The 23,046-nt window shown below is 51.2% G+C and carries 24 protein-coding genes, 1 tRNA gene and 1 riboswitch; of the genes, 13 read left to right on the top strand and 12 right to left on the bottom strand.

From position 1 onward, the window contains the following. Positions 1-10: 10 nt before the first annotated feature. Positions 11-1,891 carry an asparagine synthase (glutamine-hydrolyzing) gene (asnB, locus tag FD25_RS13210; protein ID WP_057804717.1) on the bottom strand — a complete coding sequence of 627 codons (1,881 nt, stop codon included), beginning with the start codon at positions 1,889-1,891 and terminating at the stop codon, positions 11-13. Between the two features lie 14 nt (positions 1,892-1,905). After that, complete coding sequence (locus FD25_RS13205; protein WP_057804716.1) at positions 1,906-2,469, bottom strand: TetR/AcrR family transcriptional regulator; 564 nt, start codon at positions 2,467-2,469, stop codon at positions 1,906-1,908. A gap of 186 nt (positions 2,470-2,655) precedes the next feature. On the opposite strand from FD25_RS13205, the gene FD25_RS13200 reads away from it, so the two are divergent. The 5 genes from FD25_RS13200 (at position 2,656) to FD25_RS13180 (ending at position 8,246) form a co-directional block, all read left to right on the top strand. Then, complete coding sequence (locus FD25_RS13200; RefSeq protein ID WP_057804715.1) at positions 2,656-4,029, top strand: DUF2252 domain-containing protein; 1,374 nt, start codon at positions 2,656-2,658, stop codon at positions 4,027-4,029. A gap of 360 nt (positions 4,030-4,389) precedes the next feature. Next, positions 4,390-4,965 (top strand): Crp/Fnr family transcriptional regulator, encoded by a 576-nt coding sequence (locus FD25_RS13195; protein ID WP_083484186.1) that lies wholly within the window; start codon positions 4,390-4,392, stop codon positions 4,963-4,965. 4 nt (positions 4,966-4,969) lie between these two features. Continuing rightward, positions 4,970-5,704 carry a nucleoside phosphorylase gene (locus FD25_RS13190; RefSeq protein ID WP_057804713.1) on the top strand — a complete coding sequence of 245 codons (735 nt, stop codon included), beginning with the start codon at positions 4,970-4,972 and terminating at the stop codon, positions 5,702-5,704. A 2-nt stretch (positions 5,705-5,706) separates the two neighbouring features. Further along, positions 5,707-6,432 (top strand): nicotinamide riboside transporter PnuC, encoded by a 726-nt coding sequence (gene pnuC / locus FD25_RS13185; protein ID WP_057804712.1) that lies wholly within the window; start codon positions 5,707-5,709, stop codon positions 6,430-6,432. Between the two features lie 275 nt (positions 6,433-6,707). Then, positions 6,708-8,246, top strand: a complete 1,539-nt coding sequence (locus tag FD25_RS13180) for an endonuclease MutS2 (protein ID WP_057804711.1) — start codon at positions 6,708-6,710, stop codon at positions 8,244-8,246. A gap of 90 nt (positions 8,247-8,336) precedes the next feature. Here the strand turns inward: FD25_RS13180 and FD25_RS13175 are convergent, their stop codons facing one another. Together FD25_RS13175 and FD25_RS13170 are read right to left on the bottom strand one after the other, a co-directional pair. Beyond that, the gene (locus FD25_RS13175) at positions 8,337-9,056 is read right to left on the bottom strand and encodes a hypothetical protein (protein WP_057804710.1); all 720 of its coding nucleotides are present in this window, start codon (positions 9,054-9,056) and stop codon (positions 8,337-8,339) included. A gap of 280 nt (positions 9,057-9,336) precedes the next feature. Then, positions 9,337-9,777 (bottom strand): hypothetical protein, encoded by a 441-nt coding sequence (locus FD25_RS13170; RefSeq protein WP_057804709.1) that lies wholly within the window; start codon positions 9,775-9,777, stop codon positions 9,337-9,339. Positions 9,778-10,223: 446 nt separating this feature from the next. Here FD25_RS13170 and ucpA point away from each other — a divergent pair, with 446 nt between their 5' ends. Further along, positions 10,224-11,021, top strand: coding sequence for an SDR family oxidoreductase UcpA (gene ucpA / locus FD25_RS13165; protein ID WP_057804708.1), 798 nt, complete (start codon positions 10,224-10,226; stop codon positions 11,019-11,021). A gap of 18 nt (positions 11,022-11,039) precedes the next feature. Further along, positions 11,040-12,434: an APC family permease gene (locus FD25_RS13160; RefSeq protein WP_057804707.1), complete on the top strand. Its 1,395-nt coding sequence runs from the start codon at positions 11,040-11,042 to the stop codon at positions 12,432-12,434. A 143-nt stretch (positions 12,435-12,577) separates the two neighbouring features. On the opposite strand, the gene FD25_RS13155 is transcribed toward FD25_RS13160, so the two are convergent. The 5 genes from FD25_RS13155 to FD25_RS13135 form a co-directional block, all read right to left on the bottom strand. Beyond that, positions 12,578-12,650, bottom strand: a tRNA-Ala gene (locus FD25_RS13155). Positions 12,651-12,804: 154 nt separating this feature from the next. Then, positions 12,805-13,176, bottom strand: coding sequence for a hypothetical protein (locus FD25_RS13150; protein ID WP_057804706.1), 372 nt, complete (start codon positions 13,174-13,176; stop codon positions 12,805-12,807). Positions 13,177-13,189: 13 nt separating this feature from the next. After that, positions 13,190-14,401, bottom strand: a complete 1,212-nt coding sequence (locus tag FD25_RS13145; protein WP_057804705.1) for an ABC transporter permease — start codon at positions 14,399-14,401, stop codon at positions 13,190-13,192. Beyond that, complete coding sequence (locus tag FD25_RS13140) at positions 14,394-15,290, bottom strand: ABC transporter ATP-binding protein (RefSeq protein WP_057804704.1); 897 nt, start codon at positions 15,288-15,290, stop codon at positions 14,394-14,396. The genes FD25_RS13145 and FD25_RS13140 overlap by 8 nt, the downstream gene beginning before the upstream one ends. Positions 15,291-15,741: 451 nt before the next feature. Beyond that, entirely contained in the window at positions 15,742-17,061 is a 1,320-nt protein-coding gene (locus FD25_RS13135; protein WP_057804851.1) for a nucleobase:cation symporter-2 family protein, read from the bottom strand. A 205-nt stretch (positions 17,062-17,266) separates the two neighbouring features. After that, positions 17,267-17,365, bottom strand: a riboswitch (purine riboswitch). A 303-nt stretch (positions 17,366-17,668) separates the two neighbouring features. Here FD25_RS13135 and FD25_RS13130 point away from each other — a divergent pair. From FD25_RS13130 to FD25_RS13110, 5 genes are all read left to right on the top strand, one after another. Beyond that, the gene (locus tag FD25_RS13130) at positions 17,669-18,643 is read left to right on the top strand and encodes an asparaginase (RefSeq protein WP_057804703.1); all 975 of its coding nucleotides are present in this window, start codon (positions 17,669-17,671) and stop codon (positions 18,641-18,643) included. A gap of 88 nt (positions 18,644-18,731) precedes the next feature. After that, entirely contained in the window at positions 18,732-19,895 is a 1,164-nt protein-coding gene (locus tag FD25_RS13125; protein WP_057804702.1) for a hypothetical protein, read from the top strand. Positions 19,896-19,913: 18 nt separating this feature from the next. Continuing rightward, positions 19,914-20,279: a hypothetical protein gene (locus FD25_RS13120; RefSeq protein WP_057804701.1), complete on the top strand. Its 366-nt coding sequence runs from the start codon at positions 19,914-19,916 to the stop codon at positions 20,277-20,279. Next, on the top strand, positions 20,269-20,520 hold the full coding sequence (locus FD25_RS13115) for a zinc-ribbon domain-containing protein (protein ID WP_057804700.1): 252 nt from the start codon (positions 20,269-20,271) through the stop codon (positions 20,518-20,520). Before FD25_RS13120 ends, FD25_RS13115 begins: the two co-directional genes overlap by 11 nt. A 4-nt stretch (positions 20,521-20,524) precedes the next feature. Next, positions 20,525-21,046, top strand: coding sequence for an O-acetyl-ADP-ribose deacetylase (locus tag FD25_RS13110; protein ID WP_057804699.1), 522 nt, complete (start codon positions 20,525-20,527; stop codon positions 21,044-21,046). Between the two features lie 65 nt (positions 21,047-21,111). Here the strand turns inward: FD25_RS13110 and FD25_RS13105 are convergent, their stop codons facing one another. After that, entirely contained in the window at positions 21,112-21,306 is a 195-nt protein-coding gene (locus FD25_RS13105; protein ID WP_057732743.1) for an LBP_cg2779 family protein, read from the bottom strand. Positions 21,307-21,598: 292 nt separating this feature from the next. On the opposite strand from FD25_RS13105, the gene FD25_RS14140 reads away from it, so the two are divergent. Beyond that, a complete protein-coding gene (locus FD25_RS14140; RefSeq protein ID WP_157050067.1) occupies positions 21,599-21,772 on the top strand; it encodes a hypothetical protein in 174 nt (57 codons plus the stop codon). Positions 21,773-21,944: 172 nt separating this feature from the next. Here FD25_RS14140 and FD25_RS13100 read toward each other — a convergent pair whose 3' ends face one another. Further along, positions 21,945-22,316, bottom strand: coding sequence for a hypothetical protein (locus FD25_RS13100; protein ID WP_225428525.1), 372 nt, complete (start codon positions 22,314-22,316; stop codon positions 21,945-21,947). Positions 22,317-22,388: 72 nt separating this feature from the next. Beyond that, positions 22,389-23,039 carry a thiaminase II gene (gene tenA / locus FD25_RS13095; protein ID WP_057804697.1) on the bottom strand — a complete coding sequence of 217 codons (651 nt, stop codon included), beginning with the start codon at positions 23,037-23,039 and terminating at the stop codon, positions 22,389-22,391. Between the last annotated feature and the right edge of the window lie 7 nt (positions 23,040-23,046).

The raw sequence follows: 23,046 nt of genomic DNA, 5'->3' as shown, positions 1-23,046 counted from the left end.
TAGGTTAGTTTTAGACTTGAGTGTGGTGAACCAAGTCGATGGTGTGTGCCGTGGTGTCTTCGGGGAAGTAGACCTGATACCACAGGATGAAGGTGTAAATGGTGAAAATCTTTTGCATGCTGGACTTGCCGTTGAGGTGTTCGTCCAGGATGTGGAGTAGAGCGTCGGGATTGAAGAATTTCTGGGCCACGTCGGAGGTGAAGGCCGCAATGATCCGGGACTTGTAAGGCTCTTCTTTGATCCAACTGGCGATAGGGGAGGGAAACCCTAACTTTTCTTTCTGGGCCACGCGAGCGGGGAGTTCGCTAAGTGCGGCGGTACGCAGGGCTACCTTGGTCTCATCGGCGTGAATCCGGGTGTGCACCGGCATGGTGGCCGCAAACTTCGCGACTTCTTTGTCCACCAACGGCGTCCGGAGTTCGAGCGAATTGGCCATACTCATTCGGTCGGCCTTGTGCAGGATGTCGTAGGGCAACCAGGTGTTGATATCGAAGTATTGCATCTGTGTCATCTCGTCGTGCCCGGCGACGTCGTTAAACAGGTGTTGGGTGTAGGCGCCGGCGTCTTGATTCAGTTCGGGATGCTTGAGAATTTGGTTACGATCGTGGTAATCAAAAACGTAATTGACCCGGTAGTACCGTTCGCTCAGCGGTTGGGCACCCCGGACCAGAAAACGGCGACCGTGGAAGCGGGGGAGTTTCTCGGCCAAGGCACCTAGACCGTGACGAATCGGCCGGGGAACCCATTTCTGGTAGCGTTCGAACGGGATGGCCTCCAGATAGGTGTTGTAGCCGCCGAAAAACTCGTCGGCCCCTTCACCGGATAACGCTACCTTAACGTGTTGCCGGGTACCCCGAGATAGATAGAACAGTTGCATGGCCGACGGGTTGGAGAGGGGTTCGTCCATGTAGTACATGATGGTCGGCAGAATGTCGAAATAGTCGTCGCCGGTCATGGTGATCGGCGTATTTTTTTGTTTAATTTCCTGAGCAAATTCGCTAGACCAGCTTAGTTCGCTGTATTTGGAATCGTTGAAACCCAGTGAAAACGACTGAATGGGCTTTAACTTGGCGGCTTCGTTGAGCACGTAGGAGGAGTCGATCCCACTGGACAGGAAGCTCCCGACTTCAACGTCGGCAATCATGTGCGTGCTGACCGTTTCGTCGACCAGGTGACGAATCTTGGCGGCGTCTTCAGTTACCGTTTGGGTGTCGTCGATGTGGTCGTAGTTGAAGTGGTAGTAGGTGTGCGTGGTGGTTTGACCGTTTTTATGCACGAAGTATTGACCGGGCAAGACCTTGTAGACGTGTTTGAACAGGGTATCGCGCGCGGGGATGAATTCGAAGCTCAGGTGAATGGGTAACAGGGCTTCGTTAAATTCCTTCTTGAAATGCGGGTGTTCCAAAAACGCTTTGATTTCCGACGCCCACAGGAAGGTCTCCCCGTCGTCGTAGTAGTACAGGGGCTTGATGCCGAAGTGGTCGCGGGCCCCGAAGACCTCCTGGGTCGCCTGATCGTAAACCACGAAGGCGTACATTCCCCGCAGATGATCGAGTAGTTTTGGTCCCCAGGCATCGTAACCGTGAATCAAGACCTCGGAGTCGACGTCGGTTTGAAAGACGTAGCCTAGCGCTTGAAGGTCGGTTCGGATGGCCTGATAATTGTAGATCTCGCCGTTAAAGGTGAGGACCTTGCTGCGGTCCTGGTTGTACATCGGTTGTTTACCGTGGGCTAAATCGATGATGGAGAGACGACGGAAGCCGATCGTGGCGGTCTCGTCACGGTAGTACGCTTCGTCATCGGGCCCCCGGTGTTTAATCCGGTCGGCCATGGCGTTGACGGTCGTAGCCGGAACGTCCTTTTGATTGAGGTAACCAACAAATCCACACATAAATAGTTTTCTCCTTAAGCTTTTAGGGTCTGTAGCGTCGTGGCAATGAGTTGTTGCACGTTGGCGGGGTAGTGGTCGGCTTGTACGGCGACCTGGATACCGTTATGTAACGTCAATAGTTGGGCGGCCAAACCGTCGAGTGGTAAGCCGGGGCGTAAGTCGGCCATCGTGGTCAACACCCGGTGGAAACAGGCGGTCAGGTGATCGTAGAGGCGGTTAGCCACCGTATCGAGTTGGGGGTTGACCTGGTCGAGTTCGCCGGAGCTGATGACCATGCAGCCGGCCGGGTAGGGGAGCTTGCCCCAATCCAGGATCAAGAGCGCGCCAATCTGTTCCTCGGCGGACCGGTCGCTGGCGAGAATCTGGTCGGCTTTGGCGATGGCCACGGTCACGTAGTGTTCCATGGCCTGAACGTACAGGGCTTCCTTACTGCCAAAGGCGTTGTAGAGACTTTGCGCCTGAACGCCGGTCAACTCGGTCAGTTCACGCAGACCGGTGTCTTGAAATCCATTGCGCCAGAAGTAGACCATGATTTGGTCCAACACGGCGGCCTTGTCGAAGCTACGTTTGCGGGGCATTCTTAAACCTTCTTTTTTATTCTTTAACAGTCGTTCAACAATAATCAAGTATAGAAAACGACCGGGACGGTGTCAATGACCTTTAGGCTTTCTTTAGAACTGGGGGTGGCGACGTGAGACTTTTTGATGGGGGTTAGTCGGTCACTGCGGTAGAATAAAACGTAACGAACATTGGGAGGTGGCGTGATGACGCCAGCAAAATTTAGTACCGGCAAGGTGCAAGTCAATAAGACCATCGCGGAACTGCGTGAGATGGGCAAGGCGGCCCGAAATCAGGTGTCGTTTGACCAGTTAGGGGAGTTTACACCCACGGGGCGGGACAGCCGCGTCATGATGGATCGGGTGCGGCAATTGTTGATTCCGGAGTTGTTGCCGGAACGGACTCAGCGGATGGGGGCCTCGGCGTTTGCTTTTTTCCGGGGAACGGCCGAATTGATGGAGGCCGACCTGGCTCAGCAGCCTAACTCGGGAATCCTGACGTTTACCTGTGGCGATGCGCATATCGGGAACTTTGGGTTCTATGCGTCCCCGGAACGGCGGTTGTTATTTGATCTGAACGACTTTGACGAAGCGGGAATCAACCCCTGGGAGTGGGACCTCAAACGGTTACTTGTCAGTGTTTTACTGGCGGCACAGGCCAACGACGTCAAGGATAAGAAGATTCGCGAGTTCTTACCGGCGGTGGTTGCCAGCTACCGCAAGAGCATTAAGCAAATGTTCGAGCTGAACACGCTGAACCGGTTCTACCCCGCTAACGACGTCGAGAAAATCATTCAGGCCAGTGCGTTAGACGAGGATAGTTCTAAGCTACTGATGAATCTGATCAACCACGCCAACAAGCACGACTCCGAACAGGTCGTACGTAAGTTCACCACGTTAGATGTCCGGGGCGGCCTGTGCTTCCGGGAAAACGCGCCCCGTACCACGCACGTTGACGACGATTTCACCACCCACGTGGCGGACTACTTCGCGGCCTACCGGCAAACGTTGCGGCCGGACGTCAATCTGTTATTGTCGCAGTACCACATCACCGACGTGGTCCGGCACAGTGTCGGGGTCGGGAGTTTCGGGTCGCGGTGTTATCTGATCTTATTGACCAGTATCGACGGCTCACACCTGGTCTTACAGGTCAAGGAAGCTTTGCCGACGCGGCGGCGCGGGAGTCAGCAGGGGACCCGCATCACGGCCGAGTTCGAACAAACCGAAGGCCAACGGATCGTGGATTCGCAGAAGATTCTGCAATCGGCGTCCGACGTCTTTTTGGGGTATTTTGCCGGGCATGAACGTAGCTTCTACGTGCGGCAGTTCCGGGATATGAAGGAATCCGTGGACCTCACGCAACTCGATTGGGACCAATTCCGGACCTACGCCAATACCTGTGCCTGGACCCTGGCGATGGCACACGCCGCGAGTCCCACGGCGGGGATGATTCGCGGATATGTGGGCAACAACGGCAAGACGTTTGACAACCAACTCGCCACGTTTGCCTGGCTGTACGCCGACCAGGTGCAAACCGACTATCAAGAATTTTGTGACTACCGGTTGGGCGCGACCGTCTAACCGGTAAACGGCTCTCGAAAAATCATGATGATTTTGCGGGAGCCGTTTTTAGCGGAATCGATTGAATCGGTGATCTGGTAACCAGAAATCATGAAGGGAGGTGGCCGAATCCGGACCGTTATTTTAAGAGAAATAACGGTTGAGGACAAATGTCCTAAATTAAAATCAGTTTTAAGCGAAAATTAGAGTAAACGGTTACATTTGGTAGACATATTTCGTATTAAAGTGACCATTTTTTCTTTATCCTATAGTTATAGAGAGGTTGAATTTACCGTGCTTGCAAGCGTTTACGAAACCATCCAATCTAATTCAAAAGTGTATCAATTGGTTAAAACGGCGCCTTTGGAGATTCTCGAAAAAATGACCGTTAAACGGTATGACACCCAACAATTTAAGTTAGCGCAGGGAAGTCAGTATCCGAACACCTACATTCTCGTCGCCGGTGAGGTTAAAGTTTACCTGGCCGCCGAAACGGGTAAGTCCGTCGTGTTGGACATTTATCAACCGGGAATGTTTATCGGGGAACAGGAGGCGATTGTCGCGCAACCTTATAGTGCGTCCATCATTAATATTTCTCCCGTGACCCTGTTACAGATTCCTAACGCCGACTTTCGGGAATGGACGACGCGAGATCATCGGTTTGCCAATTCCCTAATCTATAATTTATCGGCGCAAATTTACCATTTAACTAAACGAACGGAACGGTACAGCCTGTACTCCACCCGGCAACAAATCGGAGTTTATCTGTTAACGGATTTGACGGACCAAACGTACATTACCCGTGAACAGGTGACCTACCGGGTGGACACTTCCCTACGTAACGTTAATCGGGTTTTGAAGCAACTTGCAGAACTAGGGATTATCGAGATCACAAAGGGGAGGATTCGGCTGATCGATCGGCAGAAGTTACAGCAACTGATTAGAATCGAGGACTAAGACTATGACAGAAGAACAACAACCCCATACGCAACTGACCACGGCCATTCACACGGACAGTGCCATTATTGTCGGCGATCCCGCCCGGGTCGGGAAGGCCGCTGACCTGCTGAACAACGTTCAGGAGTGGGCCTATAATCGCGAATATAAATCCATTTTGGGAGATTACGCTGGCAAGCGAATCCTGGTGATGTCTACGGGCATCGGGGCGCCATCCACGGGGATTGGGGTTGAAGAACTACATAACGTCAACGTGAAGCGGGCGATTCGGGTCGGCTCTGCCGGGGCCATGCAGACCGGGATTAACTTTGGTGACCTCATTATTGGTGAAGGGGTTGTGCGCGACGACGGCTTGTCCCGCCAATACGTGCCTGAAATCTACCCGGCCGTTCCCGCGTTTAACCTCATGGCCTTGGCGCACAAGTATGCGCCCCAAGCGGTTTACGGCATTATTCGCTCCCACGATGGGTTCTATATGGATAATAACGCCGAAACGGAAGCCTTTTGGTCAACGAAGGGCATTGTCGGCGGCGATATGGAATCGGGAGCGCTCATGACGATTGGACGGCAGCGTCACATGGAGACCCTTTCGATTCTCAATAACGTAGTCCTGTACGAGGGCGATTTGGCCGCTGGCGTGAATGACCTGGTTAACGGGGAATCCGCGATGGTCGCTGGTGAAACGGCGTCCCTTAAATTAGCGTTAGACATTCTCAGTGATCCTAGCTTGGAGGCGTAATCATGGACGTTAAAAAACAACATGGTTGGTGGTTTAATCAACTGTTTACTAATTGGAAACCCTTTGAAGTCACCTACGTCACCATTCTGGTTTTGATTCAAGTCGGTGTTTATTTCCTAGCACCGGATAGTTGGATCGGAATGGTTTCGGGGGTTGCCGGGACCCTTTGCCTGGTTTACGGGATGAAGGGCCGGAAAATTTCCTTTGTTTTCGGGATCGTGCAATGTCTGGCCATGACCTACGTTGCGTGGATCAGTCACGCCTACGGGTCCTTTGCGATGGACATCTTCTACGTGATCTCACAACCCATCGGCTGGTTCATGTGGGGGCACGATGAGGCGACCCACACGTTTAAGCCCAACACGCGGCGCTGGTTGTTTGTCGGGGCGTTCGTCGCTTGGTTAATTGGGTGGTGGGTCTTGTCCATGCTTCACGGGCAATTACCGTACTTCGATTCGATCAACTTCGTGGTCAGCATCATCGCCCAAGTCCTGTACATCTGCAAGTACCAAGAAAACTGGTCGTTGTGGATCGTGGTCAACAGTGCCAACATTCTGTACTGGGGCATCCTCTCAGTCCAGATTGTGATCGGGGCCACCGCGATTGGGACCTTAGGGGCCAACCTGTCGCAGGTTGCCTTACAAGCCGCTTTACTGTTTAATTCGTTTTACGCGACGAAGGTTTGGGCCAGTGGTGAAGCCGATAATGAAGGGGGCGCCGGGAAATAAGCCCGGATTGATTGGGCTTATTTAAAACGGTGATCATCGATAAAATTAGCAAGGGAGTCTGCCGGTTATGCGGTCAGGCTCCCTTTTAGTCGGCGCCAAGTTAAGCACTTAGGGTTTGAACCCGCGCCGTCAACATGCTATTCTGGGACTATTCGACTAATACGAGGAGTGACGTTAATGAGTGTGGCAATCTGTCTGACGCCGTCTGAACTGAATTAGGGCGAGACAATGGACAGGACCCGTTCTCCATTGTCTGGCAACTTAGAGGAGAACTTATGACTAAAACAATTGAAGAAACGTTACAACTAGATACGATTTTAGATGCGGCCGCACAGCTGACCCATAGTGATTACGCCGCCGACCAATTACGGCAAACGCCGGTCCAGACCGACCTCAGTGCGGTCCGGCGGGAACTGGCCTTGACCCATGAGGCCCACCAGTTATTGGGCCAAGACGTGATGCTGACGTTCTTTGACCTGGACCAACTCACGGTGATTCGCACCAAACTAGATCAGGGTCGCTTACTGACGGTGGAGCAATTAAAGGCCGTTTTGGCGGCGTTGGTGAACTGGCAACGGCTGAGCATCGTCTTGCGGCAACACACCACCGAGATCCCCCAATTAATGGCTTTGTTAGCCAAACAACCCCCGTTGACCGGGTTGCGGGATCGGTTAGACGACGTGTTGGATTTAAACGGGATTCGCGATAACGCCACGCCGGAACTGGCGCAGTTGCGGAAGGATAAGGACAAGCAGTCCCGCCAGATTCAACAACAGTTGAGCCAGTTTACGTCCAAGCACTCCCATGAAATGCAGGGGAAGCAATTGATTCGCCGCGACGGCCACTACTGTGTGCAATTGAAGGCGACCTACAAACACAAATTCAAAGGGACGGTCATGGGCCAATCGGCCACCGGTTCGACGGTTTATTTCGAACCCGGGACGGTTACCAAGACTGGGTTGGCATTGGCCGCGACTTTAGGGGCGGAGGACGCCGAGGTTTACCAAATCCTGGCGACCATGACCGGGGACGTCGAAGACCACTGGACGGCCCTAGAAAAGCAAATCAATCTGTTGAGTCAACTCGACCAGATCTTTGCACGCGGCCAGTACGGGCTGGAACACCAGGCCATCTTGCCGAAGCTAAACGGCCAACAGACCCTGCACATCGTCAATGGTCGGCACCCGTTGTTGGGTGAAAAGGCGGTGCCGTTAAACGTGACGCTGACGGCCGACCAAAGCTTGATGATTACCGGGGCCAACTCTGGTGGGAAGACGGTGGTCTTGAAGACCATTGCGTTATTCTCGATGATGGTGAAGCTGGGGCTGGAGATTCCGGCCGATGAGGGCACTAACCTGGCCGTCTTTGATCAAGTCCTGATCGACATTGGGGACCAACAGAACATGGCGGCCCAGCTGAGTACCTTCTCGGGGGAAATGACCACGTTGGTGAACATCACCAACGACTTGCGGCCCAACGCGTTGATTTTGCTGGACGAAATCGGTAGCGGGACTGATCCGGAAGAGGGGACGGCCCTCGGCATTGCCATTATCCAGTACCTCATTGACCAGGGCGCTAAATTGGTGGTCACGACTCACTACACGGGCATCAAGAACTACGCGGTGGTCCAGCCGCACTTTGTGACCGGCGCGATGGCCTTTGACCGGCAAACGTTGCGGCCGGAATACCGGCTGTTACTCAACCAAGTCGGGGCCAGTGAGGCCATGTGGTTGGCCGAACGAATCGGGTTGAAACCGGAAATTCTGGCGCTAGCCAAGGAGCAATTGAAGTCTGATAATCACGAAACGTTGTAACGCCTAAAAGACTGGCCGCTTTCCCGGATGGGGGAGCGGCCAGTCTTTTAGTGAGGGATAACTAGAGAAATGTATTCGAAGTACTAGAAATTAATTTAATGAAGAAATTGCGTCACCTAAAGCGTTAAAAAGGTTGTAGGAAGCGTCATATTCATCAGCGCTGTCTGAAGAATTCATGGCATCGACGTAGCTAGCGTAAATAGCAGCTAATTTAGCATTTGTGATGGAATTGAAGCGACCTTGGAAGTATTTGTAGAACTTACCAGCGGCAGCATAATCGGCCGTTGTATCGCTGTTGTTAGTTGACCAGGAAACGACATTACTGAGTCCATCGTAGGCATCTTGTGGGGTGATATCTGAAAAATCACCGAGTAAGTCGTTTTGGGAATCCTGCGACATCGTCCGAATGATTCCTAAAACGGCTTTAATATCCTTCTTTTGTTGCGCGTAGGAACGTTTCTTTTGTAGATTACCACGCCAAGCCCAACCCTTAATGGAACCAGATTTGTTCATGACGTAGTAGTAGACGGCTTTTTTACCGTTGACTTTTTTGACGTTAGCCGACTTGTATGTATAGAGTGTTGTTTTAAGCAGATGCCGACTACTGGTTGCCTTCTTGGTCAACTTGGCATTCTTGTACAGGTAACCACCGTTAATGTTATAGGCCTGTTTCTTGATGGCCGTTGTCTTTAATACCTTAGCGGCTCGTACTTTAGCTTGAGCGGTTGTCGGTTGATTGCTAGCCAGAATGCCCAGACCTAACGATGTGGTGAGTAAGGCGCTTGCCATTAAAACATGAGCTTTTTGCATAATTAATCCATCCTCCAAATATTTGACTACGATTATTGTTGCACAAAAATCAGATTTATTAAACGTTAAATTAGCGCTTTTAATAAAGTGGATTGAGAATGGTGGGTTTGAGGGGTGAATTGGACACTTTAGCGTAGGGGGACGTGCTTGTATCAGCAGAAGAAAATACATGATTGACAAAGACCCGGTCGTTTTCCATGAGGGAAACAATCGGGTCTCTGAATAACTTTCAGTCAAATGGGGCTTTTGGTTGTCAAGGCGCTATATTAAATAATATTAGCTATTTAACCTTGTATAAGTAACGGTAAGTAGTGGCATTAGCAGGGAGAGTTAGTCTCAGGACCTTTTTTCCGTGGCGGGTCATGGGGTGATATTCGTTGTATCCGGCATAGCCGACGTTTTGCTTGGTGACTCGAGCATAGATTTCATAAGTTTTGCGGGCGTACGAGTAGGAAACATTTTCAAATTCCTTAGGAGTAAACTTCGTAGTGACCGGTTTCTTTCGCGCATCGATAATCGTATAGGATTTTTTGTAGAACTTATACGTCATCTTTTTGTTGGCCGTCCGCCACGTTCCCCGCATGACCTTGGGAATCGTTTGATAAGTTTTAAATTGAGGATTGGCTTTGGCTGCTGCGGAAACGGGAGCGTTCAGGGTGGTTAAACCACCGCCCAAGCCAAGGCCTAGAACTAGGGTTAAAATTAATTTTTTCGTCTTCATCACGAAGCACCTCCTGTAAGTGATTTTAGTTTAGCACTTTACCAATCTGATTAGTAATTGGTCTACGTAATATATGACATTGATAATTCGTAACGTATGAAGGATTAAAACAACCACCATTTTTGGAACTGAGGGGATGGTGGTTGTGGCGTTTAAAAGGGGGAACTTGACTTATTGAACGCCCCAAACTGTTGGTTAAAGATATCTTGGTTTGGTCTTAAATGAATTTGATTGTGATTATAATAACTATTGACTAAAAATAATTTTTATTGATTTTATTAGAAGCATAGATGTTACGAATCTTCTTTACTATAACAGTAAATATAAGGATAACAATGATTATTTCAGCTCGAATTTAGACGGACTAAAAAAGTCAGTTTTGTTTCTTGATATTTAATGATATGCTTATATTGTTAAATGTTGAACACTAGAAAGGAGCATTTATGATGAGTGATTTAGCTGGAAAAGTTGTTTTGGTTACTGGAGCCGCAATGGGAAATGGATTAGGAATTGTCAAAGTCTTGGCGGCCCACGGGGCTAAAGTGGCCTTAGCTGATATTTCTGAAAAATTGGATGAAACTGTTCATAATTTGCAAGCCGCAAATTATGATGTTTTTGGTGTCAAAATGAACGTTGCGGAAACGACTAGTGTGCAGCAGGGGGTTGCCCAGGTCATCGAACACTACGGAACGATTGACGGTTTAATGAATAATGCAGGGATCATTCGGTTAGGTTCACTACTTAATACCAGCGATCAGGATCGAGACCTCCAATTTTCCATCAATATAAACGGGGTCTGGAATGTTACCAAAGCGGTTTTGCCAACTATGATTGCTCATAAAAAGGGCCGAATTTGCAATATGTCCAGTGTCACGGGAGTCATGGTGGCAGACCCTGGTGAATGTGCTTACGCGACGACTAAGGCAGCAATTATGGGCTTTACCCGTGCAGTGGCCAGAGAGGTCGCCCAATATGGAATCACGGCGAATGCAATTTTACCCGGATATATTCAAACCCCAATGGCGGATCAAATCGCCCAAGAATCTACCCCGGATGATCCTAATCAAACGACTCAAGGGATTGCCAGTGCAGTGCCGCTTCAGCATCGCTTAGGAACCATCGAAGAAGTGGGAGAACTGGCAGCATTCTTATTGAGTGATCGTGCTTCTTACTTAACGGCCACGCCGGTCGTCATCGACGGGGGGAGTACCTTACCAGAAACAGTTTCGGTCGGTTCGGAATAGCGAGAGGAGAGAACCGAGGTGACAGACAAGGAAAGTGGTTTAAAGAAAAGTCTTAATCTCATTTATGTTTATATTGCGGCAACCGGGGCAATCTTTACGTTCGTTGCCTATTGGGACTCGGTCTTTTATAAGTATACGGGAGCGGGGACCTTCATTGCCTTTGCCTTAATGGCACTGTGTATTTTACCAATTGGATTTGTTTACGGCGAACTATCTTCAATTTTTAAACAAAATGGTGGGGAACTAATTTACAACACGGTGGGATTGAATAAACATGTTGGCTTTTTCTCGTCTTGGCTCATCATGGCGGCTTGGATTTCGGTTCCACCAGCGGTTGTGATGGGAATTATGACGTGGATCAGTTATCAATTTAAATTAAACTTGGATTTTAAATACATCGTGATACTGGGGATTGTCATCTTGTTGATTTACTTTATGCTCAGTCTTCAGGACGTTCAATTTTTGATTAAGGCGCAAGGAATTATGCTGTTTTCAAATATTGCGACTACTTTAATCACGAGTTTACTCATCTTGTTTAGTGGTCATTGGTCAATTTCCAACTTAACGCCGCTATTTAATTCAAAATTAATCGGTCAGGCAGGAATGCCAGCTTGGATTATTGGGATGGCTCTCTTGATTACACCCTTTTTTGGTTTTGAAACGGTTCCCGAAATGGTGGAAGAAGGAGACTTTCCGATTAAGGATACTGGAAAGGCCATTCGCGGGTCCGTCATTACGTGTGCGGCAATTTATGTCTTTTACTTTTTCTGTATTGCCGGTTTAGGAACTAGCAGTCAGCTATTAACCGCGGATTCTGCTAATGGTTTTTTGGCAATTGTAGCCATGAAAAACTTATTAGGTTGGGAAATTTGGCCGTTAATTTTTGGTTTAGCGTCCGTCCTTTTGGGGATGGGGGCTTCGTTGTTAGGATTTTGGATGGCAACGGTGCGCTTACTCTACGCCATGGGAGAACAGAACTATCTACCCAAAGCATTTACAAAGGTGAATAAGCATCAACAACCTATTTTGCCGAATATCTTTCTACTAGTGATTAGCGTGGTTTTCATTTTTTTACAGAATGCTAGTAATTTCATGGAAAGCTTCTTTAATCTAATGGCCTTCGGTTGTGCGTGCGCATATGCACTCACGATGATTTCGGCCATGAGAATTCATGGAAAACATCCCGAATGGGCCACGTATCGATTGCCAGGTGGTCAATTTACCCGGTTGATTTCCTTGATTATTGCCTTAGTTATCGCGTTCTTCACGAGTCTGGGCCAAGGCTTAAATTCGTGGCTTTCGTTCTTAGTTTACTTAGGAGTAGGGATTATCTTGTGGTTATATATGGTACTAGTTTTATGGCGGAAAACTGATGTTGTGGTTCACACACCGGACGGACCGTTAAACTTATAGTTATCAATTATAAAAACTGCTAGCCGTTAAGCTAACAGTTAAATATCCCTATCACCACTGGTTCATTTTACAATTGTGTTAAACCAGAAACGCTGCCATATCAGTGTCTTGAAGCAGGTACTTTAGTCCCGAATACACAAAAATGGATCCTACCGGATTTGAACCGACGACCTCCTGCATGCGAAGCAGGCGCTCTCCCAACTGAGCTAAGGACCCAAAAAACTTACGTGTTTAATTATAGCACTTTCCATCAAAAAGTTAATCGGGAATCTTAATTTTAGGCAAACGCTTTCTAGTTGATTACTCGTGAAAACATAAACCGACCGCCCAACTGGGAATAGTTTCCCGTCGGACGGTCGGTTTAAGTCTATTAGTGGCGACTACTACGGTGCGTACCACTACCGTGATCTTTGACTACGTGACGTTTGAACTTGGGACCGGTGGCATCGGGGACGAACTTGAAGTGCCGCAGGCGGCCGGCGTAGGGTTGACCGCTATAACGAATTTGAATCCACCCCTGCATCGCACGGGCCATGGCCTGGGTTGCTTCGACCAAGTCGTCGCGCTGTTCGGCACGCGCGGCGTCCTGTAAGTCACCCGTTAAGCGGTCAATCAACTTACGATGATAGTCCAGAAGTTCCTGGGTGAACGGGGCGTTGCGGTAACTGTTGAAGAGTTTTTGAACCTCGGTGAGGGCGTCCGTGACGTCCGAAGGTTGATAATAACGGTCTTTTTCTGACATGCAAAGGTCCTTTCTAACGGCGTTTCAACAGGTGTTGCCACACACTGTGACTATCGGTCTGTAACATCAGGTGTTGGTACTTGCGCCCAATATACCCGGCCAAAGCGGCAATCGTCAAGAGAGCCAGGCCAAGCGAGATTAGCTGAGTGCCTAGGCTGACCGTGCCGTTGATGATCCGCATCGGCATGAAGTACGACGACAGGAACGGGACGTAGGACATGATTTTGACCGGTAAGGCGTCTAAATTGTTCTGGAAGGGGAAGGTGGCAAAGAAGCCGACCATGCCCAACATGACCACCGGTTGGGCGGCCTTGGAGGCGTCCTCGGCCTTGGCGACCACGGCCCCACTGTAGGCGGCAACCAGGGTGAACAGAATCACGCCGACCAATAGGTAGAGTAAGTTGAGGTTTAAGAGGTTGTGCAGAATTGCCGTGACTAGCGCGTGGTATTGGGTCCACATCGCGTGCAAATGTGGTCGACTCAGCGCCCAACTGTAGATGGCCCAGCCACCCAACAGGTAAATGGCGATCTGGGTTAAGATCACCAGCAGAATCCCACAAATCTTCCCGACAAAGTAGCTGACCGCGGTGGTACTGGAGAAGATGATCTCCATGATCTTGGTGCCCTTATCAGAGGCGATTTCCTGAGCGGTGATCGAGGCGTAGGTCACCAGAATGATGTAGATCATGGTGACAATCAGCCAAAAAGAAATGGTCTTAGCCAGGTTGGCCGTCCCGGTGCTGGCCGCGATGTGCTGGGTCAGCTTGGGTGTGCGTTGTAGGAGCCGCTGCTGTTTGGCCGTTAGCTTAGCTTGTTGGTAGTTTTTGACCTGTTGCGTCTGGGCCAGGTAGTTTTGCACCTGGGCCTTGAGCCCCTTACTTAGGGCTTTCGGACCGTGGTAGTCGGCTTGGAGACGTTGATCGGTTTGAGTTAAGACCAGGTACCCGGCCAGGTGATTTTGGTGCAAAGCTTGTTTGGCGGCACTGACCGTCGTGATTTGCTTATCGATGTTCGACGGATTCTCGGCGATGAAGTTCTGCCGCAACGTTGGCGTTTTCGCAATGACGGCGATGTTTTGACTGCTGGCGTTACTACGGCTGCTGACGTAGGTGATCCCCACGGTCAGCCCCAGCATCAGAAACGGGCCGAGGACCATGAAGAAGAAACTCCAGGATTTGACCTGACGTAGGTAGGTTTCACAGGTAACAATCCAGGTTTTAAGCATGGGGTTCACCCACTTTCAAACGGAAGATTTCGTCGAGGGTCGGGGGTTGCTGACTGAACTCCTCGATGTAGTGACCCTGGGTCAGTTCCTGGAAAATGGCGGGCCCAGCGTCGGCGGCGGTCAGGTGTAACCGGTACTGGCCCGGCTGGCGGACCGTCACGCTGGCCACGCCAGGGAGGGCGGCTAAGCGGTCGGTCGACCAATCGGTGGTCACGAACAACTCGGTCTTACCGAACTGATTCCGAACGTCCTGCAAAGTGCCGTGCAAGACTACGTTTCCGGTTCGCAGCATCACCAGCTGGTCGCAGAGTTCCGTGACGTTTTCCATGTCGTGACTGGAGAAGATGATGGCCGCGCCGCGTTGCTTGGCGTCGAGGATGGCCTGTTTTAAGAGGTCGGCGTTGACCGGGTCCAAGCCACTAAAGGGTTCGTCGAGGATCAAAAGGTCGGGGCGGTGAATCAGGGTGCAGATCAGTTGAACCTTCTGTTGATTTCCCTTGGAAAGTGAGCCGATTTTACTCTTACGGGTCCCCTTAACGGCGAACCGGGCCAACCAGTCGTCAATTTGCGGTCGAATATCGCGGGCCTTTTGCCCCTTCAGGCGGGCCAGGTAGACGATTTGCTGCTCGATGGTCAGCTTGGTCATCAGACTGCGTTCCTCGGGCAGGTACCCGATGTGGTTAAAGTCCTGCGCGGTAAAGGCGTGGCCCTGCCAGGTAATCTGGCCGTCGTAGGTGATGAAGTTCAGGATACTGTGAAAGGTGGTCGATTTCCCGGCCCCGTTTTGACCAATCAGGCCTAAAATCTGCCCGTTGGCCACGTCGAAACTAACGTCGTTTAACGCCAGCACGTCGTCGAAACGTTTACGAATGTGTTGAATACTTAACATGGCTGAACTCCCTTAATCTAAAAGTTGAACGGGGACGAAGAGTCGTCGGCGTTCAGTGAGGGGAAGTCGGGCGTAACGCCGCGACTCGTAGTTACATTATACGTGAGTTGCGGGACAGAAAAAAGTCGTTAGCCAGCAAGGTTTGGCTAACGACTTCCTTAGTGAATGATTTATGCGGCATGCAAGATAGTGTTAATTAGGATTCTAATTGTCGCAACCGACCAGAATGAAGATGGGACTATCCTTAAACTATTTATAACTTGATGGTGTTAGTGTACAGCCCGGAGGCGAGCAGGGGCTCAGCCGGCGAAATTATTCTTGGTCGAGTGATTCTCTCGGCCTAGAATAAGGCCAATCTTCAAAACTCGCGGGTTTTGCGAGGTTCGAAGTTGTGCCCGCAAGCGTTCCAGCCCCTGAGCGCCGGAGGACGACCAGTTTTGTCAGACGTTGATTAGTGGTGCTTGGGTTGCGCGTCGCTGTTGACCTGCGCTTGGGCGGGGTGCGGTAAGCGGTTTGGTCGCAGGTTGAAGATCACGTTGAGCACGACCGCGGAGAAGCTGCCGATGACCACGCCGTTGTTAACGACGATCTGGATGGCTTGGGGTAAATCTTGGAAGATTTGAGGGTAGACGGTCACACCCAGACCCAGACCAATGGAAATTGCGGAGACCAACAGGTTGTTGTTATCCTTAAAGTCCACTTGTTGGAGCATCCGGATGCCCTGAACGCCGACCATGCCGAACATGACGATCATGGCGCCACCCAAGACGGGGGCGGGAATGACCGTGGCCAACGCTCCGACTTTCGGCAAGAGACCTAAGAGTAACAGGAAGGCCGCCGAGAAGTAGATGGGTTTGCGAGTCTTGATCCCGGAAAGTTGCACGACTCCGACGTTTTCGGAGAAGGTCGAGTAGGGGAAGGTGTTGAACAACCCACCTAAGATCACGGCGATCCCTTCGGCGCGGTAACCCCGTTTGAGGTCGGCTTCTTCAATCTTGCGGCCGGTGATTTCTCCTAAAGCGAAGAAGACCCCGGTGGATTCGACCATGGTGGTTAGTGAAACCAAAATCATGGTCAGAATCGACGACCATTCGAACTTAGGCGTACCGAAGTAGAAGAATTGCGGCAGGTGGAACCAACTGGCCTGGGCCACGGGACTCAATGAAACCATGCCTAACCAGCTGGCTACGACCGTTCCCAGTAGAATCCCTAACAGGATGGCGAGGGACTTGAGAAAGCCCTTGGCAAAGGCGTTTAGGCCTAAAATGATGGCAATGGTGAGAAAACCGACGGCTAAGAACTTTAAATCGCCGAAGTCTTTAGCGGTGACGTCGCCACCCCCGAGGTCCTGAAAGCCCACGGGAATCAGCGTAAAGCCGATGATGGTAATTAGCGAGCCAGTCACCACGGGCGGGAAGAGGTGCTTAATCTTGGAGAACCATCCGGCACTCAGGAAGACGAAGATCCCGGCCCCAATGATGGCACCGTACATGGTCCCAATTCCGTAACTTTTGCCAATGGCGGTCAACGGGGTCACGGCCTGAACCGCACACCCTAAGACTACCGGTAACGCGATCCCGGTGAGCCGGGTGCGCTTGAGTTGTAGGAGCGTGGCAATCCCACACATGAAGATGTCCGCGCTAATCAAGTAAGCCATCTGAATGGCGTTAAAGTGGAGCGCACCCCCGATTAACAGGGGAACCAGAACGTCACCGGAATACATGGCTAATAGGTGTTGAAACCCGAGAATGGCGGCCTGCCACGTGGACAGAGTCTGACCTTCGTTCGGCTTTTGAGATGAATCGGGTGTTCGGACTGGTGTTGCGGACTTTGCGGATTGCAAAAAAGCTTCCTCCTTACGGCAATTGTCGCCTAATCAGGTGGGGACTTTTTATGAAAACAAAAAAGACCCTCTTTGCAAAAAGAGCGTCTTGAAAAACTCTGCCGATGAACTCTTTTCATCGGCAAAAAGAGTTCGGGGGCCTCAATTTGCTTATAGTCTAGAATTTACGGTTCTAGGTAGAAACTCGCCAACCTTATCATGGCATTATATAGGCAATTACAATTATAGTTTGTTTTGGAATAATGCTTACTTTAGCACGGAACTCTGAAAATTACAACGGTCATTTTCACTTTCTGATTTTGTGCCAAAGTTGTTGTAAACTATCCCCAAACCATTTTAAGATGGGACCCCAGTTGGCTAAGCCCCCAGAGGAACTATACTTTTTGGGATGAACAATTGGACCGGGATGATATTCTTCATTCGTCTTTTTCGGATCTTGCGCCATCGGTATCAACTCCCTTCACGTCTATCCTTAAATTTTAACGCAAATGGGGTACAATATGGGTACTCATTTAAGCGAGAAGGGAAGATTAGCATGAAAAAGATTTTAGCCATTCACACCGGGGGCACGATTTCGATGTCGCAAAACGACCAGGGGGAAATCGTTCCCAACGCGCAGAACCCCATTGCCCAACAAGCCACCATCTTGGATGGTCAGGTCCAGTTGATCACCGACGAACTGTTTAACCTGCCATCGCCGCACGTGACACCGGTTCAGATGCTGGCCATCAAGCAACGAATTGTGCGGGCCATTGCGGACGGCATCGATGGGGTGGTGATCACGCACGGTACCGACACTTTAGAGGAAACGGCGTACTTCTTGGACCTGACGCTACCGGATACCATTCCGGTAGTGGTGACCGGCGCGATGCGGTCGTCGAACGAAGTGGGCTCCGACGGGTTACATAATTTTCAGTCGGCCATTCAGGTCGCGGCGGCGGACGTCTCACGGGGGCAAGGCGTTATGGTGGTCATGAACGACGAAATTCACACCGCCCGTTACGTGACCAAGACCCACACCACCAACGTTGCCACGTTTCGGACACCGACCTTTGGTCCCATCGGGTTGGTGGTTAAGGATCACCCCACTTACTTCCAACAACTGATTCGGCAGGAATTCTGCGATATCGATCACGTGGTCGGCCACGTTTATCTGCTTAAAGCCTTTGCGGGGATGGACGGGACACTCTTTGACGCGTTAAACAACGATCAAACGGCCGGCCTGGTCATCGAAGGCCTGGGGGCGGGGAACTTACCACCCCAGACGTTACCGGCCGTCCAACGGCTCTTAGACCGGAAAATTCCAATTGTCTTAGTTTCACGGTGTTACAATGGGGTCGCCGAGGACATCTACGATTATCAAGGCGGCGGCATCGAGCTACGGAAGATGGGGTTGATGTTGTGCCAGGGCTTAAACGGGCAAAAGGCGCGCATCAAACTATTGGTTGGGTTGAGCGCCGGGTTACCCAACGACGCGTTACGCGAATTTTTGAAGACGGCGGTCTCTTAATCAAGTCGCCACGGCCCTTGGCGAGCTATTTAGAAGCATATATGGTAGAATTTTTAAAATGGTAAAAAATATAAAGGGGGCCGTTCCAATGAATTCCATTGTTGATGATTTAAACCGGGCGCAAGCCCAACGGCTCTTGGTCAACGTGTACCAAACCAACCAGGACGTCGTTTACACGGGATACGTGACCACGGTCGGGAAAACCGGCATGATTTTGGCGACCTACGACGATTACGGGTTATCCGATGGGGCCGTGTTTCTGGCCTTAGACGTGATCGACGAGGTTGAATTTTCCAGTGACGACCTGGATAACATGGCCTTTCGGATGCAGACCGCTCAAGAAGAGCGGTTCGTGCAGGCCGGGGGGTTAACCATGCGGTTCGACGGCCAACGCGACTTGCGACGCCAGATTCTCAGTCACGCCTGGGTGGATCACCTGGTCGTGATGTTAGTCTTGGCCAACGATCAACACTTCTACGAGGGCCTGGTGACCCACGTGGGAAGTGAGACCGTTACCGTGCAGATTTTAAACAAATTCGATTATACGGACCAACCACAACGGGACCTGAATCCCGACGACATCGAGGTCATCGAGTTTCAGGGACAAGAACTTTCGTTACAAAGTTTAGCGGCACCACGGTTACAGCAGATGACGCATGTGGACGCCGAGGTTGTGACGGCGCCGGATCAGCTCCGTGACACTTTGGCGCGGTTAGTCGATCAGGACGCCCTCGTGGCCCTGATTCCCGAGCACGACCAGGAGCTCTTCTTTGTGGGGCGGGTCAACACGTTAACGCGTAACGCCGTGATTCTTAGCTTGGTGGACATGACCGGACAGTTCGGCGGCTACACGGTGATGCGGCTTAGTGAACTGCACGCGGTCTTATTGCAGTCCGACTATTTGCAAACCATGCGGTTATTCACGTTACTGAACCGGGCCAACCGGCATCAGATTCAGCCGGTCTTAAACGACGAGCGCCTCTTCGACGCCACGGTCGACCAATTTAGTGCCCGGTTGACCCAGGCCGCGGCTTTCCATACCGTGATTCGCCTGAAGTTACACGATGGCGACAATCTGTTAGGGTACCCTAGCCAGGTGGGGGCTAAACGCTTTATCTTTCATCAGGTCGAAGACGGACAACTCGATCAGGTGGGGAAGATTTATCAGGTCGCAGACGTTGATGAGTTGGCCTTTGGCTACCTCGACGCCTACTTGACCGAACGCCAGTTGAAGGTCGAGGGCGATTTGTAACCTAAAGGGGTGACTGACATGCACTGGAAGACTTGGCCACGTTGGCTACGGGATACATGTTCCGTGGTTGGCGCCATGTCGTTAGTCTTGATTGGCTATGATCTATTTTTTGCCACAAAGGTGGTTTGGTGGCAGGTGCCACTACAGATTCTCGTGGCGTTTATCGCCGTGGGGCTGTGGAGCTTCTATAGCTATCGGAGTCAGGCGAAACGCCGTGCGGCCGACCAGCAAAAGGCCTTGGCCGCCCAACAACGCGCCGAACGGTTAGCTGCTCAGCAGCAAGCGGCTGCCAAGCAGGCGGCGGCAACGCAACGGCGTAATCGGCAACGCAACCAGCAGCATCAGCACCAACAGTCAACGGAGGACCAGCGAGATGACAGCTAATTTACAGTTTTGTCCGCATTGTGGCACGGCCGTCACGGCGCAAGATGAGACGTGTCCCCAGTGCCACACGGATCTGCGGCCGTTCCGGACCACGGCGTCTCAGGAAACCAGTCAAAAATTAAACTTGAACGCGTTGTACGCTAACCCTTACAAGGAGGGAATGAAGCGACTGAAACAACGTGATGGGGCTAAAGCGGCGGCGAAACCGCATCGCTGGCGGTGGCCCTGGTCAAAGGAGTGACGACATGGCAAAGTTTAAGGTGAGTCAAGGTGACATTACGCAAAGTCACGTGGACGCCATCGTCAACGCCGCGAACACCACCCTGTTAGGGGGCGGTGGGGTTGATGGGGCGATCCATCGTGCGGCGGGGCCGGAACTCTTCGCGGCCTGTGTGCCCCTCAACGGGTGCGCGACCGGGGAAGCCAAGGTCACGCCCGGCTTTCGACTTCCAGCCAAGTGGATCATCCATACCCCGGGGCCAGTCTGGCACGGCGGGACGCGCGGCGAAGCCCAATTATTAGCCAACTCGTACCGCAACAGCCTCGATTTAGCCGCGCAAAAGGGCTGTCACAGCGTGGACTTTCCGTCGATTAGCACGGGGGTCTACGGTTACCCGTTGGACGCGGCGGCCCAGGTGGCGACCCAAACGATTGCGACCTGGCTGGCCACGCATCCGGACGTGACGGTGTGCTTAGTGGCGTTTGACGAGCACACGGCGGCCGCTTACCGGCGGGCTTGGACTGCGTTTGAGGCTAAGACCAGTTAAAATTGACCGTAAAAAAACGGGCCCGCTGAAGTTAACCTTCATTCGGACCCGTTTTTAATGGCGTTTTAGTGGGGTTTCTTGGCGATTAAACTTTGAAGCGCGCTTTGTTCGTCACTATTGGGTTGCAGTTCACCGGTTTTGATGGCGTGAAACTTCTCAACCGTCAGGCGGGAACCATAGGCCATCTCGCCGTCGGTCTTATCGTATTTCTTTTGGTAGGCGATGATTGCTTCAGCCAGACTACTTAATTCTTGACTCATTCATAATCCCTCCAAATGATAATCCTACTTGCTGCTCACCTTTTATTATACTAAAGTTTGGTCAAAGGGGCGCAATAAGTCCTTCCAAACGGTAAAAGTTTTGATTTTGACTTGATGATTGCGGTAAAATTGCGTAAACTAAAAAACAATATGACAATTACCCGTTAACGCGCAGTCTTGAAACTGTTAGCGAAATTTCGATATTCTGTCACGGTTTTGTGACGTTCGGCGGTTAAGCTAGAAGCTAGTTTTTAATTTCCGCTCCGACACAGGACTTAAATGAGGTGGCAACATGAATTTACAACGGGTAATTACCGGCCTGGGAATCGCCATTGTGATGCTGGCCGTTGTCAGCGGTCTGTCATGGTTTTTGATGGGCAAGGGTTTCACCCCACAATCGCAAATACATTCCCGGCCCAACCACCCGTCGTACGCGCGGGTCGCGCCGCAGTCTCCTGCGGACTAATCTGGAACCGGGACACCGGTAAGGTTTTCTTTAAATATCGGTAATCATAATGATTACATGACTACAGTCTTTTGTAGTTTATCAAGCAGGGAAGCAGGTCAACTTCGGTTGGCCTGTTTTCTTTTGGCACAAAAAAACTGTGACTCGCAAGTCACAGCGGTTGTCATTAAGCTTAAAATTGGGGCCAGTTGCTGTGGTTTTGCCGGACGTCGCGACTGAGACCAAAACAAAAAATCAGGAAAACCGCCACCGCAATGGCGAGCAAGATGGTCCACAACCACGCCTGGGTATGGCTGAAGACGAAATAGCCAACGCCCAGGGTACTTAGGCCAATCAGACTTAAGCGCAGTCCGAACGAGCGGTCGTGAAGAAACGCTGTGGCGAGGGCCAGCACAACGGCGCCACCAAACATATCGTCACCACTAACGGTCGTCCCGGGACGGTTGATTAGCGCGTAACCCTCGATCATCAAGCCCAAGATTAGGGCTAAGAACCCAAAGAAGTCTAAGAATGATACTTGCCGTAACTTTTTCAACGGACTCACCACTTTCTCTATCGGTGTAAGTCCATTATAGGGCAAGCCGGCCGACTTGAACAATGGGACGCTTCCGTTAGGTTAGAGGCGCCAGTCTTCGTGGTCTAACGCCATTTGCCAGAAGTGCAACTCGTACCAGCTACTCTTTTGAAAGGCCGCCAGGAGTGCTGGCGTGTTTGCCGGGGTGGCGACCCGGTTAGTCAGTGCGAGCTGGGCGGTCATGGCGTCGGTATAGTCGGTGGCAGTGTAGGTATCAATCCAGGTTTGGTAGATTGGAACGGGTGATCCGGACCGAGCTAATTGGGCCCCAATCTCGGCGTATAACCAGTAGCATGGTAACAATCCCGCAATGGCCCCGGGCGTTCCCGCCGTCACCAGCATCCGGTACAGATGACTGGTATAGGCGTAATTTGTGGGAGCCATCGGGGTTGCCGCAATTTCGGCCGGCGTGATGTTGAGTTCGTGATAGAACGTTTGGCGGTTAGCGACTTCGCCGTCTTCCAAGCTCTGCGCACCGGCACGTAGTTGGGCAGCCGCGGCGGCATCGGTCGTTTGCTGCGCGGCCAGTTCGTGGACTTTAGCGAATTCTTGCAGATAATAATGATCTTGAATCAGATAGTACCGAAACGTGCTTAACGGCAAGGTTCCGGCCTGAAGGGCTTGAATGAATGGGTGGTGCTTGGAGGCGTTCCAGCTCGCTAAGGCGGCGGTATGGGCATCATCGGTAAACATCAAAAAA

The sequence above is a fragment of the Levilactobacillus acidifarinae DSM 19394 = JCM 15949 genome, assembly GCF_001434835.1.
Classification (GTDB): domain Bacteria; phylum Bacillota; class Bacilli; order Lactobacillales; family Lactobacillaceae; genus Levilactobacillus; species Levilactobacillus acidifarinae.
This window is presented reverse-complemented; position numbering and strand designations above follow the sequence as displayed.

Bases quoted from the DNA above. Each gene is read 5' to 3' on its own strand.
- asnB (WP_057804717.1), bottom strand. From the start codon at position 1,891: ATGTGTGGATTTGTTGGTTACCTCAATCAAAAGGACGTTCCGGCTACG.
- FD25_RS13205 (WP_057804716.1), bottom strand. From the start codon at position 2,469: ATGCCCCGCAAACGTAGCTTCGACAAGGCCGCCGTGTTGGACCAAATC.
- FD25_RS13200 (WP_057804715.1), top strand. From the start codon at position 2,656: ATGACGCCAGCAAAATTTAGTACCGGCAAGGTGCAAGTCAATAAGACC.
- FD25_RS13195 (WP_083484186.1), top strand. From the start codon at position 4,390: ATGACCGTTAAACGGTATGACACCCAACAATTTAAGTTAGCGCAGGGA.
- FD25_RS13190 (WP_057804713.1), top strand. From the start codon at position 4,970: ATGACAGAAGAACAACAACCCCATACGCAACTGACCACGGCCATTCAC.
- pnuC (WP_057804712.1), top strand. From the start codon at position 5,707: ATGGACGTTAAAAAACAACATGGTTGGTGGTTTAATCAACTGTTTACT.
- FD25_RS13180 (WP_057804711.1), top strand. From the start codon at position 6,708: ATGACTAAAACAATTGAAGAAACGTTACAACTAGATACGATTTTAGAT.
- FD25_RS13175 (WP_057804710.1), bottom strand. From the start codon at position 9,056: ATGCAAAAAGCTCATGTTTTAATGGCAAGCGCCTTACTCACCACATCG.
- FD25_RS13170 (WP_057804709.1), bottom strand. From the start codon at position 9,777: ATGAAGACGAAAAAATTAATTTTAACCCTAGTTCTAGGCCTTGGCTTG.
- ucpA (WP_057804708.1), top strand. From the start codon at position 10,224: ATGAGTGATTTAGCTGGAAAAGTTGTTTTGGTTACTGGAGCCGCAATG.
- FD25_RS13150 (WP_057804706.1), bottom strand. From the start codon at position 13,176: ATGTCAGAAAAAGACCGTTATTATCAACCTTCGGACGTCACGGACGCC.
- FD25_RS13145 (WP_057804705.1), bottom strand. From the start codon at position 14,401: ATGCTTAAAACCTGGATTGTTACCTGTGAAACCTACCTACGTCAGGTC.
- FD25_RS13140 (WP_057804704.1), bottom strand. From the start codon at position 15,290: ATGTTAAGTATTCAACACATTCGTAAACGTTTCGACGACGTGCTGGCG.
- FD25_RS13130 (WP_057804703.1), top strand. From the start codon at position 17,669: ATGAAAAAGATTTTAGCCATTCACACCGGGGGCACGATTTCGATGTCG.
- FD25_RS13125 (WP_057804702.1), top strand. From the start codon at position 18,732: ATGAATTCCATTGTTGATGATTTAAACCGGGCGCAAGCCCAACGGCTC.
- FD25_RS13120 (WP_057804701.1), top strand. From the start codon at position 19,914: ATGCACTGGAAGACTTGGCCACGTTGGCTACGGGATACATGTTCCGTG.
- FD25_RS13115 (WP_057804700.1), top strand. From the start codon at position 20,269: ATGACAGCTAATTTACAGTTTTGTCCGCATTGTGGCACGGCCGTCACG.
- FD25_RS13110 (WP_057804699.1), top strand. From the start codon at position 20,525: ATGGCAAAGTTTAAGGTGAGTCAAGGTGACATTACGCAAAGTCACGTG.
- FD25_RS13105 (WP_057732743.1), bottom strand. From the start codon at position 21,306: ATGAGTCAAGAATTAAGTAGTCTGGCTGAAGCAATCATCGCCTACCAA.
- FD25_RS14140 (WP_157050067.1), top strand. From the start codon at position 21,599: ATGAATTTACAACGGGTAATTACCGGCCTGGGAATCGCCATTGTGATG.
- tenA (WP_057804697.1), bottom strand. From the start codon at position 23,039: ATGTTTACCGATGATGCCCATACCGCCGCCTTAGCGAGCTGGAACGCC.